Consider the following 15956-nt stretch of genomic DNA (forward strand, 5'->3'; position numbering starts at 1 on the left):
GCTCCCCCAGGATATTTTCGGCCAGAAGAAGAGACGAGGCTAGTCCGATGTCCGCGCCCAGCAGTGGCGGATGTGGGCGGGCAGGTCGCGGGCGCCGATGGCGGCTTCGCGGACGAGCGCATCGAAATGCAGGGTCAGGGCCGCGACGCGTTCGGTGTCGCGGAACGCGAGATAGTTGCGGCCGATATAGAGCACGGCGAGCAGGGGGCCGAAGACGGTGACGGGCGCCGAGTAGAGCCGGCGGGCGTCGAAGAGGTAGAGGCGCAGGCGGGGGTAGAGCTGCTCGGTGATCTCGAGCAGGTAGTCGACCTGGCCCTGGCGGATGTCGCGGGGCAGGCCGTGATAGTACCCTTCGCCGGCGATGAAACTGTGCAACTCGAAGAGCGGCAGGGCGATCTCGTAGTCCGACTGCGTGCCGCGCATCCATTCGAGGCGATCCTCTGACGCGCCGATGGCCTGTTCGGTGGATCGGCCCAGGTGGGGGGCGTATTCCCATTCGAGCAACTCGCGGGTCTTGAGCATGTCGGGCAGGCCGGCGGGGACGTGGCGGATCTTGTAGCCCGCGGCCTCGCGATGCCAGGTGAAGATCTGTTCGTCCACCAACGCGCGGGGGGCCTCGGTCAGCGAGAGCGTGTTGGCGAGGATGTCGGCGGCGGTCTCCGGCCGGTCGGTGAGGCCGAGAAGCCAGTCGGCGGAGACGCCGAGCGCCCGCGCGCATTCGCCCACCACCTGCGCATTGGGCAGGCGGGCCCCGGTGCCCTTGAGCAGTTGCGAGATGGTCGAGCGGTCGACGCCGACGCTGCGGGCCAGCGCGCTTTGCGAGGTGCCGCGCAGGCGCAGCGCCTCGTTCAGGCGGGTGCGGAAGAGGGTGGCGCGGTCGCGCTTGTCGGATTTCTGGATCATGTGTTGGATTTTATCAACAAACGAGAGGTTTGTTAATCATTCTCTGACTGCCCCCCTGACAGGATCTGTCGTAACGCTTTTTGTGAAGGACGGAACTGGGGACAAGATGAAAGTGGAATTCGAAGGCGGCGCCGGGCCGGTGCCGGGGCCGGGGGCGCGTGCGCTCGCGGACGTGGAATGGCCGACACTGGGACTGTTGGCCGGATGTTACGCATTTTGGGGCCTGGCGCTCTACTGGCTGGCCGGGCTGTGGCTGCCGGCAGGTGTGGCGGTGGCGGCGATCGGGATCACGCTGCACTCGTCGCTGGTGCACGAGATGATCCACGGGCACCCGACCCGAAACGAAAGGGTCAACGAGGCGCTCGGGTTTTTCAGCCTCGGGCTCTGCGTGCCCTACCGGCGGTTCATGGACCTGCACCTGGCGCATCACCGCGACAGCCTGCTGACCGATCCCTATGACGATCCGGAATCGAATTACCTGGACCCGGCTGTCTGGGCGCGGCTGCCGGGCTGGTTCCGGGCCGTGCTGCGGTTCAACAACACGCTGTTGGGGCGGATGATCGTGGGGCCGGTGCTGGGGCAGGTGGTGTTCATGCGCGGCGACTGGGCCGCGATCCGGGCCGGCGACCGGGGCATCGCGCGGGCCTGGGCGTTGCACGGGCTGGGCGTTGCAGGCGTGCTGGCGGTGGTCGCGGCCTCGCCGATGCCGGTCTGGGCCTACCTGGTCAGCGCCTATGCGGCCTATGCGATCCTGAAGATCCGCACCTTTCTGGAGCACCGGGCGCATGAGCGCGCCAGTGGGCGCACGGTCGTGGTCGAGGATGGCGGGCCGCTGAGTTTCCTGTTTCTGAACAACAACCTGCACGTGGTGCATCACATGCATCCGCGCGTGGCGTGGTACCGCCTGCCGGCGATGTGGCGGCAGAACCGCGAGACGTATCTGCGGCGCAATGGCGGGTATTATTATCGCTCATACGGCGAGATATTCGCGCGGCACCTGCTGAGGGCGAAGGATCCGGTGGCGCATCCGCTCTGGCGGAGGAAGTAAAACGCGGGCAAGAGGGGATCCATGGTCGAGCCGTGGATCCTTCTTTCCATCATGGCGGCGTTTTTCCAGACGCTGCGCTTCATGTTGCAGAAATCGCTGAGCATGGGGACGTTGAGCGCCCTGGGTGCGACCTTTGCACGGTTCGCCTATGCCGCGCCGATGGCGGCGCTGCTGGCGGGGGGGTATGCGGCGTCCGGGGTGGGGCTGCCGGCGGTGGGCGAACGTTTCTGGATCTACGTGCTGAGCGGCGGGTTGGCGCAGATCCTGGCGACGTGGTGCGTGGTGCTGTTGTTCGCGGAGCGCAATTTCGCGGTGGGGATCACCTTCAAGAAGACCGAGGTGGTGCAGACGGCGCTGGTGGGGCTGATCGTGCTGGGCGACCGGGTCAGCCTGCCGGGACTGGTGGCGATCTTCCTCGGGCTGATCGGCGTGCTGGTGTTGTCGGACGTGCCCGGCGGCGCGGGCGGCTGGTGGCGCCGGGTGGCGAGTCGGGCGCCGGCGCTGGGGTTGGCCTCGGGGGCGTTTTTTGCCGTGTCGGCGGTGACGTACCGGGGTGCGACGCTGGAGGTGGCGAGCGACGACGCTTTCCTGCGGGCGATGGTCGCGGTGGCGGCGGTGACGGCGGCGCAGAGCATCGGCATGGCGGCCTATCTGCGCTGGGGCGAGCCGGGGCAGTTGACCCGCGTCTGGGCGGCGCGGGGGCGTGCGGTGTGGATGGGGGTGACCAGCCTGCTGGGCAGTGTCGGCTGGTTCACGGCCTTCACGTTGCAGAACGCGGCCTATGTGTTCGCGGTGGGGCAGGTCGAGGTGATCTTTTCGCTGATAGCCTCGGTCATGTTCTTTCGCGAGACGGTGACGCGGCGGGAGCTGTTCGGGATCGTGCTGGTGAGTGCCAGCATCCTGCTGCTGGTCTTGCTGGGATAGCTGCGTCGCGCCTCAGCCGGGCCGTTCAGTCTGGCAGCGGCGCGCCGTGGAGACGCTTGAACAGGTTGCTTTCGTCGTCGTTGCGAAAGAACGGCACCGAGGCGGGCGGCGCGGGGTCTTGGGCGCGGGCCTCGATTTCGGCCAGCACGACCTCGGTTATGAAGGGCAGGTCGTAGTCGTGGCGGGCGGTGGCCAGCGAGACCCATTGCAGGTGGCTGAGCTCGTCGCAGGCGGGCGAGAAGTCGTCCGGGTCGGAGGCGAGCGCCGTGGCGTCGACCAGAAAGAAGCGCGCGTCGAAGCGCCGGGGGCGGCCCGGCGGGGTGATGGCGCGGAAGACGAATTGCAGCGCGGACGCGTCGGGCAGATGGCCGGTGGCGGCGAAACTTTCCCAGTCGGCGGGCGGCGGGTCGGACCAGTCGCCGGGCTGACCCAGCACTTGGCCGGTTTCCTCCCACAGCTCTCGGATCGCGGCGGCGGCCAGCGCGTGCGACAGGTCGGATTCGCTGTCGTCGCGCAGGCGGGCGGCGCAGCCTGAGGGCATGGGGCGGGCCAGCGGGATGTCCGCGTCGCCCGCATCGACAGCGCCGCCGGGAAAGACGAACTTGTTGGGCATGAAGACGGCCTTGGCGCCGCGCTGGCCCATAAGCACCCGCGGCCGGGTCATGCGGTCACGCAGCACGATCACCGTGGCCGCGTCGCGGATGGCGGTCTTGTCGGAATGTACGGGGTAGCTTGCGGTCATCTGATCCTGTCCTTCGGCGCCGAAGGGGTCAGGTGTCGTCCCCGAAACCGTGCATCTGGCGCGCCCACTGGAAGCCGACGATGGCCCCCTTCAGCCGGGGCAGAAGGTAAAGCGAGAGCGTGACGCAGCCAATAGCGAAAATGGTGAAGAGCACCAGCGGATCGGGCCGCCACGTGACGAAGACGATGTGCAGGAGCGGCGCCATGAGGTGGCCCACGAACAGGATCGTCAGGTAGGCTGGGCCGTCATCGGCGCGCGCATGGCTGAGATCCTCGCGGCAGACGGGGCAGCTTTGACGCAGCTTGAGATAGCTTTTCAGGATCGGGCCGGAGCCGCAATTTGGGCACGTGCGCCGGAACCCGCGAAAGACGGCGGGCCAGAGTGCGCGATCCTCGGTGTCCTGGCCTTGCGTCGATCCGTGCGACGCGGCGGACGTTTGTGTGGGGTGGTCGGTGGTGGTCATGGGGCCTCGCCAGTCAATGGCTCTACAGGTGCGCTGTCGGGGGTGAAATTGGAAGGTGACAGGCTGTCCGTGCGTCGGGATGTCGCAAAGGCGGGGGCCGTGCTGCCCGGAAAAAAGTCGATGCGGCGCGACGGAACGCAGCAGGCCCGCCGTTTAGGGGACAAGATCGCGACGGCAGGCGCGGTCGGCACGAATTGGCGAGGCGCGGGATCGCGCCGCAACGAACCTGTCCGAGATGGAGCATGAAGATGAAGAACCTGATGATCATGAGCGCCCTTGGGATGTCGATCGCCCTGGGCGGGGCCGTGCAGGGCCACGCCGCGTCGGGCGAGGGCAAGGGCCCGCGGCATTCGTTCGAGGAGTTGGACGCCAATGGTGATGGCCAGCTCACGAAAGAAGAGATGCAGGCGCATATGAAAGCGCGGTTCGATGCCGCCGACACCGATGGCGACGGCGTGATGAGCCTTGAAGAGCTCCAGGCCCGGGGTCAGGAGAAGGCGGCCAGGCGGGCCGGCAAGATGATCGAGCGGCTGGATACCGACGGCGATGGCGGCGTGAGCTTCGAGGAGGCGCAGGCGCGGCGCGGCGGCAAGATGTTCGACCGGGTCGATGCCGATGGCGACGGCGCGATCAGCAAGGCCGAGTTCGATACCGCACTGGAGAAGATGCGCGAGATGCGGGCCAAGCATCACGGCAAGAAGAAAGAGCAGAACGCGGAGTGATTCGCGCGGTCCCGCCCCGGTGCCCTTCGCCGGGCTGGCCGGGGCGGGGCGTTTCGGCGTAAGAACCGGACGCAGATGACGGGGCAGGATGCACGACCGGGACATGACGATGCCGCTCGACGCCATGAACGACGTGCCCGACCAGGCGCTGCTGGTGCTGTTCGCCAATGGCGAGCGGGACGCGGCGCGGGCACTGACCCTGCGGTTGAGCCCGCGGGTTCTGGCCCATGCCTATCGCCTGCTGGGCAACAGGGCGGAGGCGGAGGACGTCGCGCAGGAGGCGCTGCTGCGGCTGTGGCGGGTGGCGCCGGAGTGGCGGCAGGGCGAGGCGAAGGTGACCACCTGGCTGTACCGGGTGGTGGCGAACCTGTGCACCGACCGGCTGCGCCGGGGCTGGCGCCAGCGTCCGCTGGAGGCCGCGGGTGAGCCGGCGGACGCGCAGGCGAGCGTGGCCGACGACATGCAGGACCGCGCCCGGACCGATGCGTTGCAGGCGGCGTTGCAGGCCTTGCCGGACCGCCAGAGGCAGGCGGTGGTGTTGCGCCATATCGAGGAACTCGGCAATCCTGAGATCGCCGAGATCATGGAGATCAGCGTCGAGGCGGTGGAAAGCCTGACGGCGCGGGGAAAGCGGGCCCTGAGCGACATGTTGCGGGGCAGGAAGGATGAACTGGGGTACGTCGAATGAGCAAGAGCGGCACACCTGAAGACGCGCTGACGGCAGCCTTTGCCGCCGCGCGGCGCACGGCGCCGGAGCCGGATGCCGATTTCCTGGCGCGGGTGCTGGCCGATGCGGAAGGCGTGCAGGAGGGTTTCGCGAAGGCAAAGGTGGCCGAAGCGGCTGCTGAGGCACGTTTTGGAACCACGTCACGCGGTGGATGGCGCGGGGTGTTCCAGGCGTTAGGTGGCTGGCCCGCGGTTTCGGGGCTGGGAGCGGCGGCGGTGACGGGCCTCTGGATCGGGGTGGCGCCGCCCGAGCGGCTGGACGCGACCGCGCAGCAGGTGTGGGGCGAGGACATCACCCTGGCCTTGCAGCCCGATATCGGAACCGACCTGTTCCCGGACGAGGAGGGATGAGCATGGATGACCGGACCGAACAGGCCCCCCGCACGGGGGCGCCGCGGTGGATGCGGTGGCTGCTGGTGGCGTCGCTGGCGCTGAACCTGCTGGTCGTCGGCGTGGTGGCCGGGTACGCGATCAAGGGCGGACCGGACGGCCGCAAGGGGCCGCCGGGCAGCATGGGGGCGATGCACCGGGCGCTGAGCGATGCCGAGCGCGACGACCTCAAGAGCCGGATGATCCGCGAGTTCCGTGACAGGAAAGACGAGCGCACGGCGGTGCGCCGGGAAATGGACGCCCTGGTCGTGCTGCTGCGTGCCGAGCCGTTCGACACTGCTGCTGCGACGGAGCGGATGGCGCAGGTGCGGGCGCTATTCGGCGGGCGGGTGGCGTCGGCGCAGGACTTGCTGATCGCGTATTGGAGCGAAATGAGCCCGGAAGACCGCGCGGCCTATGCCGACCGGCTGGAGCAGGAGTTGCAGCGGCGCAGACGCTGAGGCCGGTCGGGCGGTCCTAGGCCGCCGAGGGCTGCGAGATCGTAGCCATGTCGCGCCCGCCGGACTTGGCGGCGTAGAGCGCGTGGTCGGCCTCGGCCACCATGGCCTCGGGATCCAGCGTGTCCCCCCGAAGTGCGGGATTGGCCACAGTGGCGCCGATGCTGACGGTCAGCGAAACCGGGGCCTCGACGCCGGGCAGGATGATGGCGGTGTCACGCACGGTCTGGCACAAGTGCTTGGCCATGGCGCGGGCGTCCGCGATACCCGATTGGGGCATCAGCACCAGGAATTCCTCGCCGCCGATGCGCGACAGGCTGTCGCCGGAGCGCAACGCGTCGCGCAGGGCATGGGCGATGCGGGTCAGGACCTGGTCGCCGGCGGCGTGACCGTAGGTGTCGTTGACCGCCTTGAAATGGTCGAGGTCGGCCACCATCAGCGCGAAAGGCTGCCCGCTGGCGCGGGACGTCTCGATCATCCGGGCCATTTGCGACAGCGCGTAGCGGCGGTTGTAGAGCCCTGTCAGCGGGTCGGTCACCGCGGCGTGCAGCCCGGTTCGCAACCGGGCCTTTTGCGTGTCGTCGGCCTGTTTGGCGCGCAGCAGCTTGTCGAGGCGCAGGGTGATCTCGTGCGGGTCCGCCTCTTGGACGGCGATGTCGTGCACGCCGAGGTCCAGCAGCTTTGCCGCCAGACCGTCGTCGGCGGGGTCCATCACGGCAAGCACCCGCGACCTGCGGGTCTGCGGCGCGCCGCAAAGCTCGGCCAGGCGAACCAACTCGGGCTCGCCGGCACCGGCGGGCAGGAAGACCAGCAGCACATCGGGGGATGCGCGCAGTCCGGCAAGCATCTCGGCATGGCCCGCACGGACGGTTTCGAACCTGTGCGCGGTGCCCTGGGCCAGGCGGCGGCAGAGCGCCTGATCCCGGGCGGTGCCGGAATGCAGGGCGACGATCAGGCCGCGGCTTGTGAAGCCCGCCTGCGCCTCGGCGAACCCGAGAGCCTCGGCGGTGCCGGTGGTCAGGTTCAGGTCGGCCTCGACCGGGGCGTGGCGCGACATCGAGCGCAGGCGGGCCAGCAGGGTCTTGTCGCAGAAGGGCCTGGGCATCACGTCCTCGGCCCCGGCCCGCAGCAGATCGAGTCGGCGCAGGGGCGTGCATGTGGCGGTGAGCACCAGCACCGGCAGCCGGTCGCAACTGGGCAGGGCGTGGATGTCGCGGATCAGGTCGCCGGCGGCGCGGTCGGGCAGGTCGCCGGAGATCAGGACGCATTGCGGCCGGTCGCGCAGGATCGCGGCGACGGCCTCGGCCGCGGTGCTGGCCTGATCGACGCTGAAATAGGCCGCCGACAGCTTGACCTTCAGCACGATGCGATTGGTCGCAAGACCATCGACGATGAGAATGGTGCCCGACATGCGCCAAGCCTTTCCGACTTGTCCTTTCCGATGGCTACACTATCCCTGTCAATGGTTAAGAAAACCTTGCCGGGAATTAAGCAATATGGGCGCAGAGCAAGATCATGCCGAAACCGCCGGGCTGACCGCCCTGGCCTGGGTCGCGGGCCACGAAAACCTGCTGGACGTGTTCATGGGGTCCACGGGCGCGGGTCTGGACGACCTGCGGGAACGGGCGCAAGATCCTGATTTCCTTGCATCTGTGCTGGATTTCATTCTTATGGACGACGCTTGGGTCATGGAGTTCTGCGACGCGCATGACATGGCGCCCGAGGCGCTGATTCAGGCGCGTGCCGGCCTGCCGGGCGGGGTGCAGACCCATTGGACATGAGGTCAGGGCGAGGATCGAAAGGTGAACGGACCGGCAAGAAAGGTTGATGGGCTGCTGTTTGACAAGGATGGCACGCTCTTCGACTTTCACACCACCTGGAGCACCTGGGCAGGGGAACTGATCGAGGACCTGGCCGGCGGTGACACGCAGGTGCGGGCGCGGCTGGCCCGGGAGATGCATTACGACCTGGCGACGCGGCGCTTTCGGCCGACAAGCCCGATCATCGCGGGCACCAACCGCGAGGCGGCGGAATGCGTCGCGCGGGCGCTGCCGGACCGGGAGGTGGCCGACCTGGAGCTTTACCTGATGCAGACCTCGGCCACAGCGCCACAGGCCGAAGCGGTGCCGCTGATACCGTTTTTGGCAGCGCTGAAGGCGGAGGGCATCGCGCTGGGTGTGGCGACCAACGATACCGAATATGGCGCCCGCGCGCATCTGGGCGAAGCCGATGTCACCGGTTTTTTCGATTTCATCGCCGGGTTCGATTCGGGTCACGGCGCCAAGCCCGAACCCGGGCCGTGTCTGGCGTTTGCCCGCGCCACCGGCCTGCCCCCGGCGCGGGTGGCGATGGTGGGAGACAGCACGCATGACCTGATCGCGGGGCGCGCGGCGGGAATGCAGACCATCGCGGTGCTGACCGGCCCGGCGCCCGACGAGGCGCTGCGGGCGCATGCGGATGTCGTTCTGCCCGACATCGGGCGTATACCGGACTGGATGACGGCGTGAGCGCGGGCTTGTCCCGCGGCGTACTTCTGGCGCTTTTCGGCACGCTGGTGTTGACGCCCGACGCGATGCTGATGCGGCTGTCGGGCATGGAAGGCTTTCAGATGACCGGCTGGCGCGGGCTGTTCATGGGCACGATGATGGTGCTGGCCTGGGCCGCGCTGAGCCGGGACCGGGCGGGGGACGTCGCCCGGCTGTGCCGCGGGCCGGGGATGCTGATCGTGGCGGCGCAGGTCCTGAACTCGATGCTGTTCTGCCTGGGGATCGCGTCGGCCCCCGCGGCGATGGTGCTGATGGGCGTGGCGGCGGTGCCGGTGTTCTCGGCCGTATTGAGCCGGGTGGTGACCGGCGAGGCGACATCGGCGCTGACCTGGGCCGCCATTGCGGCGGTGATGACGGGAATCGGCATCGCGGTTCTGGGCGGCGGGCATGGCGACGTGGCGTTGAACTGGGCTGCGGCGACCGGGGCGGTGTTTGGCCTGGGCGTGGCGTTCGTGCTGGCGCTGAACTTCGTCACGGTCCGTGCGAGCCCCGACCTGCCGATCCTGCTGGCCATCGGTGTGGGCGCGTGGATCGCGGGCGGAATCGGCTGGTCGCTGACCGGCGTTGACGCGATGTTCGAGGGTCGGGTCTGGGCCATGGCGATCACCGGGGGCGTGGTGCTGCCGGTGTCGTTCTTCATGCTGTCGCTGGCCGCGCGCCATACGCTGGCGGCCAATGTCAGCCTGCTTATGTTGCTGGAAACGGTGCTGGGGCCGCTGTGGGTCTGGATCGGCGTGGGCGAGCGGCCCACCGTGGCGATGCTGATCGGCGGGGCGGTCGTGGTGGGCAGCCTGGCCGTGTATCTGTCGATCCTGCGGCGGCGCGCGGCGCTAATAGTGCCGCGATAGTTCACCTGCGACAGGTTCTGTCGCAAAGCGGCAAACCAGCGGGCCTGCGCGGTGATTGCATGGAGAGAGCCCCTGGAGGAGACTCGCCATGGCAGACACAGCCTTACGCAGGAAACGCAGCGGCGGACGGGCCGGGAACGCGACGCGCCGGGGCACGGCCGTCATCGACCAGATGCCCTGGAACCCGCCGCTCAACATCGACCGGCCGGTCGAGCCTCTGGACGAGACGGGCATCGAGGCGATCCACCATGGCGCCATGCGAATCCTCGAGGAGATCGGGATCGAGTTTCTGAACGCCGAGGCGGTGGAGATCCTGCGCGGCACGGGGGGCTGCGACATCAACGGCGAGAACGTGCGGATGGGCCGCGATTTCGTGATGGAGATGATCGGCAAGGCGCCGGGCGAGTTCACCATCACGCCGCGCAACCCGGACCATGCGATCACCATCGGAGGCCGGCACCTCAATTTCGGCAATGTCTCCTCGCCGCCGAGCTACTGGGACATGGGAATAGGCCGCAAGGTGACGGGCACGCGCGAGATGTGCGCCAACCTGTTGAAATTGAGCCAGTATTTCAACTGCATCCATTTCGTCGGCGGGTATCCGGTGGAACCGCAGGACGTTCATGCCAGCGTGCGGCACCTGGATGTGCTCTATGACAAGCTGACGCTTACCGACAAGGTGGCGCACGCCTATTGCCTGGGCCGCGAACGCGTCGAGGACGTGATGGAGATGGTGCGTATCGCGGGCGGGCTGACGGACGAGGCGTTCGAATCCAGCCCGCACATGTATTCCAACATCAACTCGACCTCGCCCTTGAAGCATGATTTCCCGATGCTGGACGGCTGGATGCGCCTGGCGCGGCGCAACCAGGGGCTGGTGGTGACGCCGTTCACGCTGGCGGGCGCAATGGCGCCGGTGACCATGGCGGGGGCGGTGGCGCAAAGCCTGGCCGAGGGGCTGTGCGCGATCGTGCTGGCGCAGGCGATCCGGCCCGGGGTGGGGTGTGCCATCGGCACGTTCACCAGCAATGTCGACATGAAATCGGGCGCGCCGGCCTTCGGCACGCCGGAATACATGCGCGCGACGCAGATGACGGGGCAACTGGCGCGGTTCTACGGCCTGCCGATGCGCGCGTCGGGCGTGTGTGCGGCGAACGTGCCGGACGGGCAGGCGATGTGGGAAACCTCGAACAGCCTGTGGTCGGCGGTGCAGTCGGGGGCGCACATGGTCTATCACGCCGCCGGGTGGCTGGAAGGCGGGCTGATCGCGAGCCCGGAGAAATTCATCATGGACTGCGAGGTCCTGCAGCATATCCAGCGCTATATGGATCCGCAGGTGACGGCGACCGGGCCGGACGAGATTGCCGTCGAGGCAGTGCGCGAGGTCGGCAACCAGGGGCATTTCTTTGGCATTCAGCACACGCAGGACCGCTATACGACCGCGTTCTACCAGCCGTTCCTGAGCGACTGGCGCAATTTCGAGGCCTGGGAAGCGGCGGGCGGCATGTGGACGCCGCAACGCGCGCATCAGGTGTTCCGTGACATCATCGCCAGCTTCGAGGCGCCGCCGATGGACGAGGCGATCCGCGAAGAGCTTGCGGCCTTTGTCGCCAAGCGAAAGGAAGAGGGCGGGGCGCCGACCGATTTCTGACGCGGGCCGGGCCGGGCGAAGGTAGAGACAAGTTTAAACGTTCAAGGCTTCTTAATCCCGTTGTGCAAAGGCTTGCCCGGGATTCAGGAGTGAGCGATGCACGGGCTGATCAACCGGGCCATGGAGTTGTTCCTGCGCGATACGTACGGGCAGGAAGCGTGGGAAGAGATTGCCCGCCGCGCGGAGCTTGCACCGCCGGAATTCGAGGCGATGCTGGATTATCCCGACGCGCTGACCGTCGATGTGCTGGGGCAGGCCGCGGAACTTCTGGGTAAACCCGAGGCCGAGGTGCTGGAGGATATAGGCACCTACCTCGTTTCGCACCCCACCGCCGAGGCGTTGCGGCGCCTGCTGCGGTTCTCGGGCGCGGATTTCACCGATTTCCTGTATTCGCTGGACGATCTGCCCGCGCGGGCGCGGCTGGCGGTGCCGCAGCTGGACTTGCCGCCGGTCACGCTGACAGATCATGGGGGGCAGAAGTTCTCGGTCACGGTGGGGCAGCACGGGACAGGGGGCTTTGGTTTTGGTCACGTGCTGTTGGGGCTGTTGCGGGCGATGGCGGACGATTACGGTGCGCTGGTCTTGCTGGAGTACAAGGGCCGGAGCGGCAGGGCGGAGACGGTCGAGGTTCAACTGCTCGAGACGGCCTTTGCCAGCGGTCGCAGTTTCACGCTGGGGGCCGCCGGGTGAAAGCCGATGCAATCGAGACCTCGGCGGCTCTGCTGGACGTACTGTGCCCGATGTGCCTGGTGCTGGATGCCAGGGCGCAGATCGTGCACGCCGGTCCCACAGCGCGAAAGGTCCTGGGCGCCACGGGATTGATCGGTCGGCATTTCTTCGATCTTTTCGAGGTCAAGCGCCCACGGCTCGATCCCGGTGCGCCGGGCCTTCGCGCGGCGGGCGGACGGCGGTTGCATTGCGTTTTGCGCGGACCTCCCCGGACCGAGTTCAAAGGGGTCGCCGTACCTTTGCCCGAGGAACAGGTGCTGGGCCCGGCGGGTGGTGTGGTCGTCGATCTGAGCTTTGGCATCGGCGTCATCGACGCGGTGGGACGTCACGACCTGTGCAGCGCGGATTTCGCGGTGACGGATCTGGCCGTGGAAATGCTTTATCTGGCCGAGGCCAAGGCGGTTGTGACCGACGCGTGGCAAAAGCTGAACCAGCGGTTGCACGGCGCGAAGGCGGCGGCCGAGGAGGAAGCCTATACCGATACGCTGACCGGTCTGTGCAATCGCCGCGCGCTGGAGCCCGTGTCACAGCGGCTGATCGCAAGCGGGGAGGAGTTTGTCCTGATGCATCTCGATCTCGATTTCTTCAAGTCGGTCAACGACACACTGGGCCACGCGGCGGGCGACCACGTGTTGCGGCGCGTGGCGCAGATCCTGCGGACGGAAACCCGGGACGGGGATACGGTGATCCGCGTGGGCGGCGACGAGTTCGTGCTGTTCCTGGAGGGGCGGACCTCAGAAGAGGAGCTGGCGCGCGTGGCCAGCCGGCTGATCCAGCGGCTGGAGCAGCCGGTCGCCTTCAACGCAGAGGTCGCGCGAATATCGGCGAGCATCGGCTCGACACGCAGCAGCAGCTATGCCGAGCCGCGGCTGGCCATGATGATGGACGACGCGGACCTTGCGCTTTATGCCGCAAAGCAGGCTGGCCGCGGGCGCCACGTGGCATTCAAGCCCGCGCTGCGCAAAGCGGTCGAGTCGCCGCCTGGCGGTGCGGTGACGCCGGTCTGAAGGGCACCGGGCCTTGTGCCGCAGAGCCGCGCCCGCTAACGAATGTCGGCGAAGCGGGGCAGCGGGAACGAGAGGCGCATGACACGGGTTTTCATTACCGGAACGGCCGGTTTCATCGGATACCATCTGGCGCAGCTGCTGCTGGACGAAGGCATGGTCGTGCACGGGTTCGACGGCATGACCGATTACTATGACGTGTCGCTCAAGGCGCGGCGGCACCAGATGCTGTTGCAGTCCCCCAATTTCACCGCGGCCGAGGCGATGCTGGAGGATGTTGCGGCACTGGACCGGGCCGTGGACGCCTGCGCGCCGGACATCATCGTGCACCTGGCCGCCCAGGCGGGCGTGCGCTACAGCCTGGAGAACCCGCGCGCCTATATCGAGGCGAACGTGGTGGGCACCTTCAACGTGATGGAGGCGGCGAAGCGCCACGCGGTCAAGCATCTGCTGATGGCCTCGACCAGTTCGGTCTACGGTGCCGAGACCGACATGCCCTATCGCGAAGCGCAGAAGGCCGACACGCCGATGACGATCTATGCCGCCACCAAGAAGGCGACCGAGGCGATGGGCCATTCCTATGCGCATCTGTGGAACCTGCCCACGACGATGTTCCGGTTCTTCACGGTCTACGGGCCGTGGGGACGCCCGGACATGGCGCTTTACAAGTTCGTCGACGCGATCTTGGAAGGGCGGCCGATCGACGTCTACAATCACGGTGAGATGTACCGCGACTTTACCTATGTCACCGACCTGGTGCGGGGCATCCGCCTGTTGATGGACGCGGCGCCGGTGCGGCCGGACAACCCCGAGGCGATCGCCGAGGGCGACAGCCTGTCGCCGGTGGCGCCCTACCGCGTGGTCAATATCGGCAACTCCAGGACGGTGCGCCTGACCGATTTCGTCGACGCCATCGAGGCGGCACTGGGCATGACCGCCGAGCGCAACCTGATGGAGATGCAAAAAGGCGACGTGCCGGCCACCTGGGCCGACGCCAGCCTGCTGCAAAGCCTGACGGGATATCGCCCGGATACGGATGTGCGCGAGGGCGTGGCACGGTTTGTCGCATGGTTCCGGGACTATTACGGCAAGTAATTCCGCCACGTTCATGGCGGGGTTCTGAAATTGGCAATGGTCAACCGGGCCCGTTCGCGGTAGGGGAGCGCTCGCGCAGAGACACCCAATCAGGATACCCCGCCGTGAAACGCACCTTGCTGGCCGACTGGGCCAAACGCTTCGATTTGTCCGAGTTGAGCCTGACGCCCGGAGAGACGTTCAGCGCGACGCGACTGCGCATCGAGCTGTTGGCCGGGCTGACCGTGGCGCTGGCGCTGGTGCCCGAGGCGGTGGCGTTCGCCTTTGTCGCCGGGGTGCATCCGCTGGTGGGGCTTTATGCGGCCTTCATCGTGGGGCTGATCACCGCGCTGATCGGCGGTCGGCCCGGCATGATCAGCGGGGCCACGGGCGCGCTGGCGGTGGTCATGGTGTCTTTGGTGGCGCAGCACGGGGTGGAATACCTCTTTGCGACGGTGGTGCTGATGGGGGCGTTGCAGATCACGGCCGGGGTGCTGCGTTGGGGCAAGTTCATCCGGCTGGTGCCGCATCCGGTGATGCTGGGCTTTGTCAATGGCCTCGCCATCGTGATTTTCCTGGCGCAATTGGGCCAGTTCAAGGTGCCCGGCACGATGGAGAATACCGGGCATGGCATGAGCGGTGGCGAATGGCTGACCGGCACGCCGCTCTATACCATGCTGGCGCTGGTGGCGCTGACCATGGCGGTGGTCTGGCTGATGCCGCGCTTCACCAAGGCAATCCCGGCGCCGCTGGCGGGCATCGGGCTGGTGGCGGCGATCGTCTTGATCTTCGGATTGGACGTGCCGCGGGTGGGGGACCTTGCCTCGATCGAGGGCGGGTTGCCGCCGTTCCACATCCCGACCGTGCCGCTGACGCTGGAGACGTTCGAGATCATCCTGCCCTATGCCGTGATCCTGGCCGCCATCGGCCTGATCGAGAGCCTGCTGACGCTGAACCTTGTGGGCGAGATGACGAACAAGCGGGGCGGCGCCAGCCAGGAATGCATCGCGCAGGGCGTGGCCAACACCGTGACGGGGTTCTTCGGTGGCATGGGCGGGTGCGCCATGATCGGGCAATCGATCATCAACGTCAAATCGGGCGGGCGGACGCGGATCGCGGGTGTCGCGGCGGCGGTGTTCCTGCTGATTTTCATCCTGTTTGCCGCGCCGCTGATCGAGCAGATCCCGCTGGCCGCCCTGGTGGGCGTGATGTTCATGGTGGTCATCGGAACCTTTGCGTGGAACTCGCTGCGGATCCTGCGCAAGGTGCCGCTGTCTGACGCGCTGGTGATCGTGCTGGTCACGGTGGTGACGGTGCAGTACGACCTTGCGATCGCGGTGGTCGTGGGGGTGATCGTGTCGGCGCTGACCTATGCCTGGAACAATGCCAAGCGCATTCACGCCATCACCGGCAGGGAGATGGACGGTACCAAGGTGTATCGCGTGCAGGGGCCGCTGTTCTTCGGTTCGGCCAGCGGGTTCGTGGAACTTTTCGATCTTGAAAACGACCCCGACAAGGTGATCGTGGATTTCGCGGAAAGCCGGGTGGTGGACCAGTCGGCATTGCAGGCGATCGAGGCGGTGGCGGGCAAGTACCTGGCCGCGGGCAAGCGGTTGCAGTTGCGGCACCTGACGCGGGATTGCCACCGGATGCTGAAGAAGGCCGGGCACCTGATGGTCGACAGCGATGACGATCCCGATTACGGGCTGGCCGTGGATTACGACGTGAAGACCGGGGTTCTGGGCGGGG

General features: G+C 67.3%; 18 protein-coding genes. 14 read left to right on the forward strand and 4 right to left on the reverse strand.

Going from position 1 to position 15956, the window contains the following annotated elements; all coding sequences use genetic code 11:
• Positions 1-39: 39 nt before the first annotated feature.
• Positions 40-903, reverse strand: a complete 864-nt coding sequence (locus tag RBB31_RS04025) for a helix-turn-helix domain-containing protein (RefSeq protein ID WP_306127963.1) — start codon at positions 901-903, stop codon at positions 40-42.
• A gap of 106 nt (positions 904-1009) precedes the next feature.
• Between RBB31_RS04025 and RBB31_RS04030 the strand changes: the two genes are divergently transcribed.
• Complete coding sequence (locus tag RBB31_RS04030) at positions 1010-1951, forward strand: fatty acid desaturase (RefSeq protein WP_306127964.1); 942 nt, start codon at positions 1010-1012, stop codon at positions 1949-1951.
• Positions 1952-1972: 21 nt separating this feature from the next.
• Positions 1973-2875, forward strand: coding sequence for a DMT family transporter (locus RBB31_RS04035; protein WP_306127965.1), 903 nt, complete (start codon positions 1973-1975; stop codon positions 2873-2875).
• 25 nt (positions 2876-2900) lie between these two features.
• Here the strand turns inward: RBB31_RS04035 and RBB31_RS04040 are convergent, their stop codons facing one another.
• Together RBB31_RS04040 and RBB31_RS04045 are read right to left on the reverse strand one after the other, a co-directional pair.
• The gene (locus RBB31_RS04040) at positions 2901-3617 is read right to left on the reverse strand and encodes an NUDIX hydrolase (protein WP_306127966.1); all 717 of its coding nucleotides are present in this window, start codon (positions 3615-3617) and stop codon (positions 2901-2903) included.
• Between the two features lie 28 nt (positions 3618-3645).
• The gene (locus RBB31_RS04045) at positions 3646-4080 is read right to left on the reverse strand and encodes a DUF983 domain-containing protein (RefSeq protein ID WP_306127967.1); all 435 of its coding nucleotides are present in this window, start codon (positions 4078-4080) and stop codon (positions 3646-3648) included.
• Positions 4081-4328: 248 nt separating this feature from the next.
• Here RBB31_RS04045 and RBB31_RS04050 point away from each other — a divergent pair, with 248 nt between their 5' ends.
• The 4 genes from RBB31_RS04050 to RBB31_RS04065 all read left to right on the forward strand — a co-directional run bounded on the left by RBB31_RS04050 (position 4329) and on the right by RBB31_RS04065 (position 6358).
• A complete protein-coding gene (locus RBB31_RS04050; protein WP_306127968.1) occupies positions 4329-4802 on the forward strand; it encodes an EF-hand domain-containing protein in 474 nt (157 codons plus the stop codon).
• Positions 4803-4905: 103 nt separating this feature from the next.
• Positions 4906-5490 carry an RNA polymerase sigma factor gene (locus tag RBB31_RS04055; RefSeq protein WP_306127987.1) on the forward strand — a complete coding sequence of 195 codons (585 nt, stop codon included), beginning with the start codon at positions 4906-4908 and terminating at the stop codon, positions 5488-5490.
• Positions 5487-5879 (forward strand): hypothetical protein, encoded by a 393-nt coding sequence (locus tag RBB31_RS04060; RefSeq protein ID WP_306127969.1) that lies wholly within the window; start codon positions 5487-5489, stop codon positions 5877-5879. Before RBB31_RS04055 ends, RBB31_RS04060 begins: the two co-directional genes overlap by 4 nt.
• Before the next feature lie 2 nt (positions 5880-5881).
• On the forward strand, positions 5882-6358 hold the full coding sequence (locus tag RBB31_RS04065; protein WP_306127970.1) for a periplasmic heavy metal sensor: 477 nt from the start codon (positions 5882-5884) through the stop codon (positions 6356-6358).
• A 16-nt stretch (positions 6359-6374) separates the two neighbouring features.
• On the opposite strand, the gene RBB31_RS04070 is transcribed toward RBB31_RS04065, so the two are convergent.
• Positions 6375-7766 (reverse strand): diguanylate cyclase, encoded by a 1392-nt coding sequence (locus RBB31_RS04070; protein WP_306127971.1) that lies wholly within the window; start codon positions 7764-7766, stop codon positions 6375-6377.
• An 85-nt stretch (positions 7767-7851) separates the two neighbouring features.
• On the opposite strand from RBB31_RS04070, the gene RBB31_RS04075 reads away from it, so the two are divergent.
• The 8 genes from RBB31_RS04075 to RBB31_RS04110 all read left to right on the forward strand — a co-directional run.
• Positions 7852-8136, forward strand: coding sequence for a DUF3572 domain-containing protein (locus RBB31_RS04075; protein WP_306127973.1), 285 nt, complete (start codon positions 7852-7854; stop codon positions 8134-8136).
• A gap of 21 nt (positions 8137-8157) precedes the next feature.
• A complete protein-coding gene (locus RBB31_RS04080) occupies positions 8158-8862 on the forward strand; it encodes an HAD family hydrolase (RefSeq protein WP_306127974.1) in 705 nt (234 codons plus the stop codon).
• Positions 8859-9749, forward strand: a complete 891-nt coding sequence (locus RBB31_RS04085) for a DMT family transporter (RefSeq protein WP_306127975.1) — start codon at positions 8859-8861, stop codon at positions 9747-9749. The genes RBB31_RS04080 and RBB31_RS04085 overlap by 4 nt, the downstream gene beginning before the upstream one ends.
• Positions 9750-9837: 88 nt before the next feature.
• On the forward strand, positions 9838-11400 hold the full coding sequence (locus tag RBB31_RS04090; RefSeq protein ID WP_306127976.1) for a trimethylamine methyltransferase family protein: 1563 nt from the start codon (positions 9838-9840) through the stop codon (positions 11398-11400).
• 96 nt (positions 11401-11496) lie between these two features.
• The gene (locus tag RBB31_RS04095) at positions 11497-12090 is read left to right on the forward strand and encodes a heme NO-binding domain-containing protein (RefSeq protein ID WP_306127977.1); all 594 of its coding nucleotides are present in this window, start codon (positions 11497-11499) and stop codon (positions 12088-12090) included.
• Positions 12087-13136, forward strand: a complete 1050-nt coding sequence (locus RBB31_RS04100) for a diguanylate cyclase domain-containing protein (protein ID WP_306127978.1) — start codon at positions 12087-12089, stop codon at positions 13134-13136. The genes RBB31_RS04095 and RBB31_RS04100 overlap by 4 nt, the downstream gene beginning before the upstream one ends.
• 78 nt (positions 13137-13214) lie before the next feature.
• Entirely contained in the window at positions 13215-14228 is a 1014-nt protein-coding gene (locus RBB31_RS04105; protein ID WP_306127979.1) for an NAD-dependent epimerase/dehydratase family protein, read from the forward strand.
• Between the two features lie 104 nt (positions 14229-14332).
• The coding region (locus RBB31_RS04110; RefSeq protein ID WP_306127980.1) for a SulP family inorganic anion transporter at positions 14333-15956 on the forward strand (1624 nt) is incomplete at its 3' end.

The sequence above is a fragment of the Roseovarius sp. MMSF_3350 genome, assembly GCF_030733425.1.
Lineage (GTDB): Bacteria > Pseudomonadota > Alphaproteobacteria > Rhodobacterales > Rhodobacteraceae > Roseovarius.

Bases quoted from the DNA above. Each gene is read 5' to 3' on its own strand.
- RBB31_RS04025 (WP_306127963.1), bottom strand. From the start codon at position 903: ATGATCCAGAAATCCGACAAGCGCGACCGCGCCACCCTCTTCCGCACC.
- RBB31_RS04030 (WP_306127964.1), top strand. From the start codon at position 1,010: ATGAAAGTGGAATTCGAAGGCGGCGCCGGGCCGGTGCCGGGGCCGGGG.
- RBB31_RS04035 (WP_306127965.1), top strand. From the start codon at position 1,973: ATGGTCGAGCCGTGGATCCTTCTTTCCATCATGGCGGCGTTTTTCCAG.
- RBB31_RS04040 (WP_306127966.1), bottom strand. From the start codon at position 3,617: ATGACCGCAAGCTACCCCGTACATTCCGACAAGACCGCCATCCGCGAC.
- RBB31_RS04045 (WP_306127967.1), bottom strand. From the start codon at position 4,080: ATGACCACCACCGACCACCCCACACAAACGTCCGCCGCGTCGCACGGA.
- RBB31_RS04050 (WP_306127968.1), top strand. From the start codon at position 4,329: ATGAAGAACCTGATGATCATGAGCGCCCTTGGGATGTCGATCGCCCTG.
- RBB31_RS04055 (WP_306127987.1), top strand. From the start codon at position 4,906: ATGACGATGCCGCTCGACGCCATGAACGACGTGCCCGACCAGGCGCTG.
- RBB31_RS04060 (WP_306127969.1), top strand. From the start codon at position 5,487: ATGAGCAAGAGCGGCACACCTGAAGACGCGCTGACGGCAGCCTTTGCC.
- RBB31_RS04065 (WP_306127970.1), top strand. From the start codon at position 5,882: ATGGATGACCGGACCGAACAGGCCCCCCGCACGGGGGCGCCGCGGTGG.
- RBB31_RS04070 (WP_306127971.1), bottom strand. From the start codon at position 7,766: ATGTCGGGCACCATTCTCATCGTCGATGGTCTTGCGACCAATCGCATC.
- RBB31_RS04075 (WP_306127973.1), top strand. From the start codon at position 7,852: ATGGGCGCAGAGCAAGATCATGCCGAAACCGCCGGGCTGACCGCCCTG.
- RBB31_RS04090 (WP_306127976.1), top strand. From the start codon at position 9,838: ATGGCAGACACAGCCTTACGCAGGAAACGCAGCGGCGGACGGGCCGGG.
- RBB31_RS04095 (WP_306127977.1), top strand. From the start codon at position 11,497: ATGCACGGGCTGATCAACCGGGCCATGGAGTTGTTCCTGCGCGATACG.
- RBB31_RS04105 (WP_306127979.1), top strand. From the start codon at position 13,215: ATGACACGGGTTTTCATTACCGGAACGGCCGGTTTCATCGGATACCAT.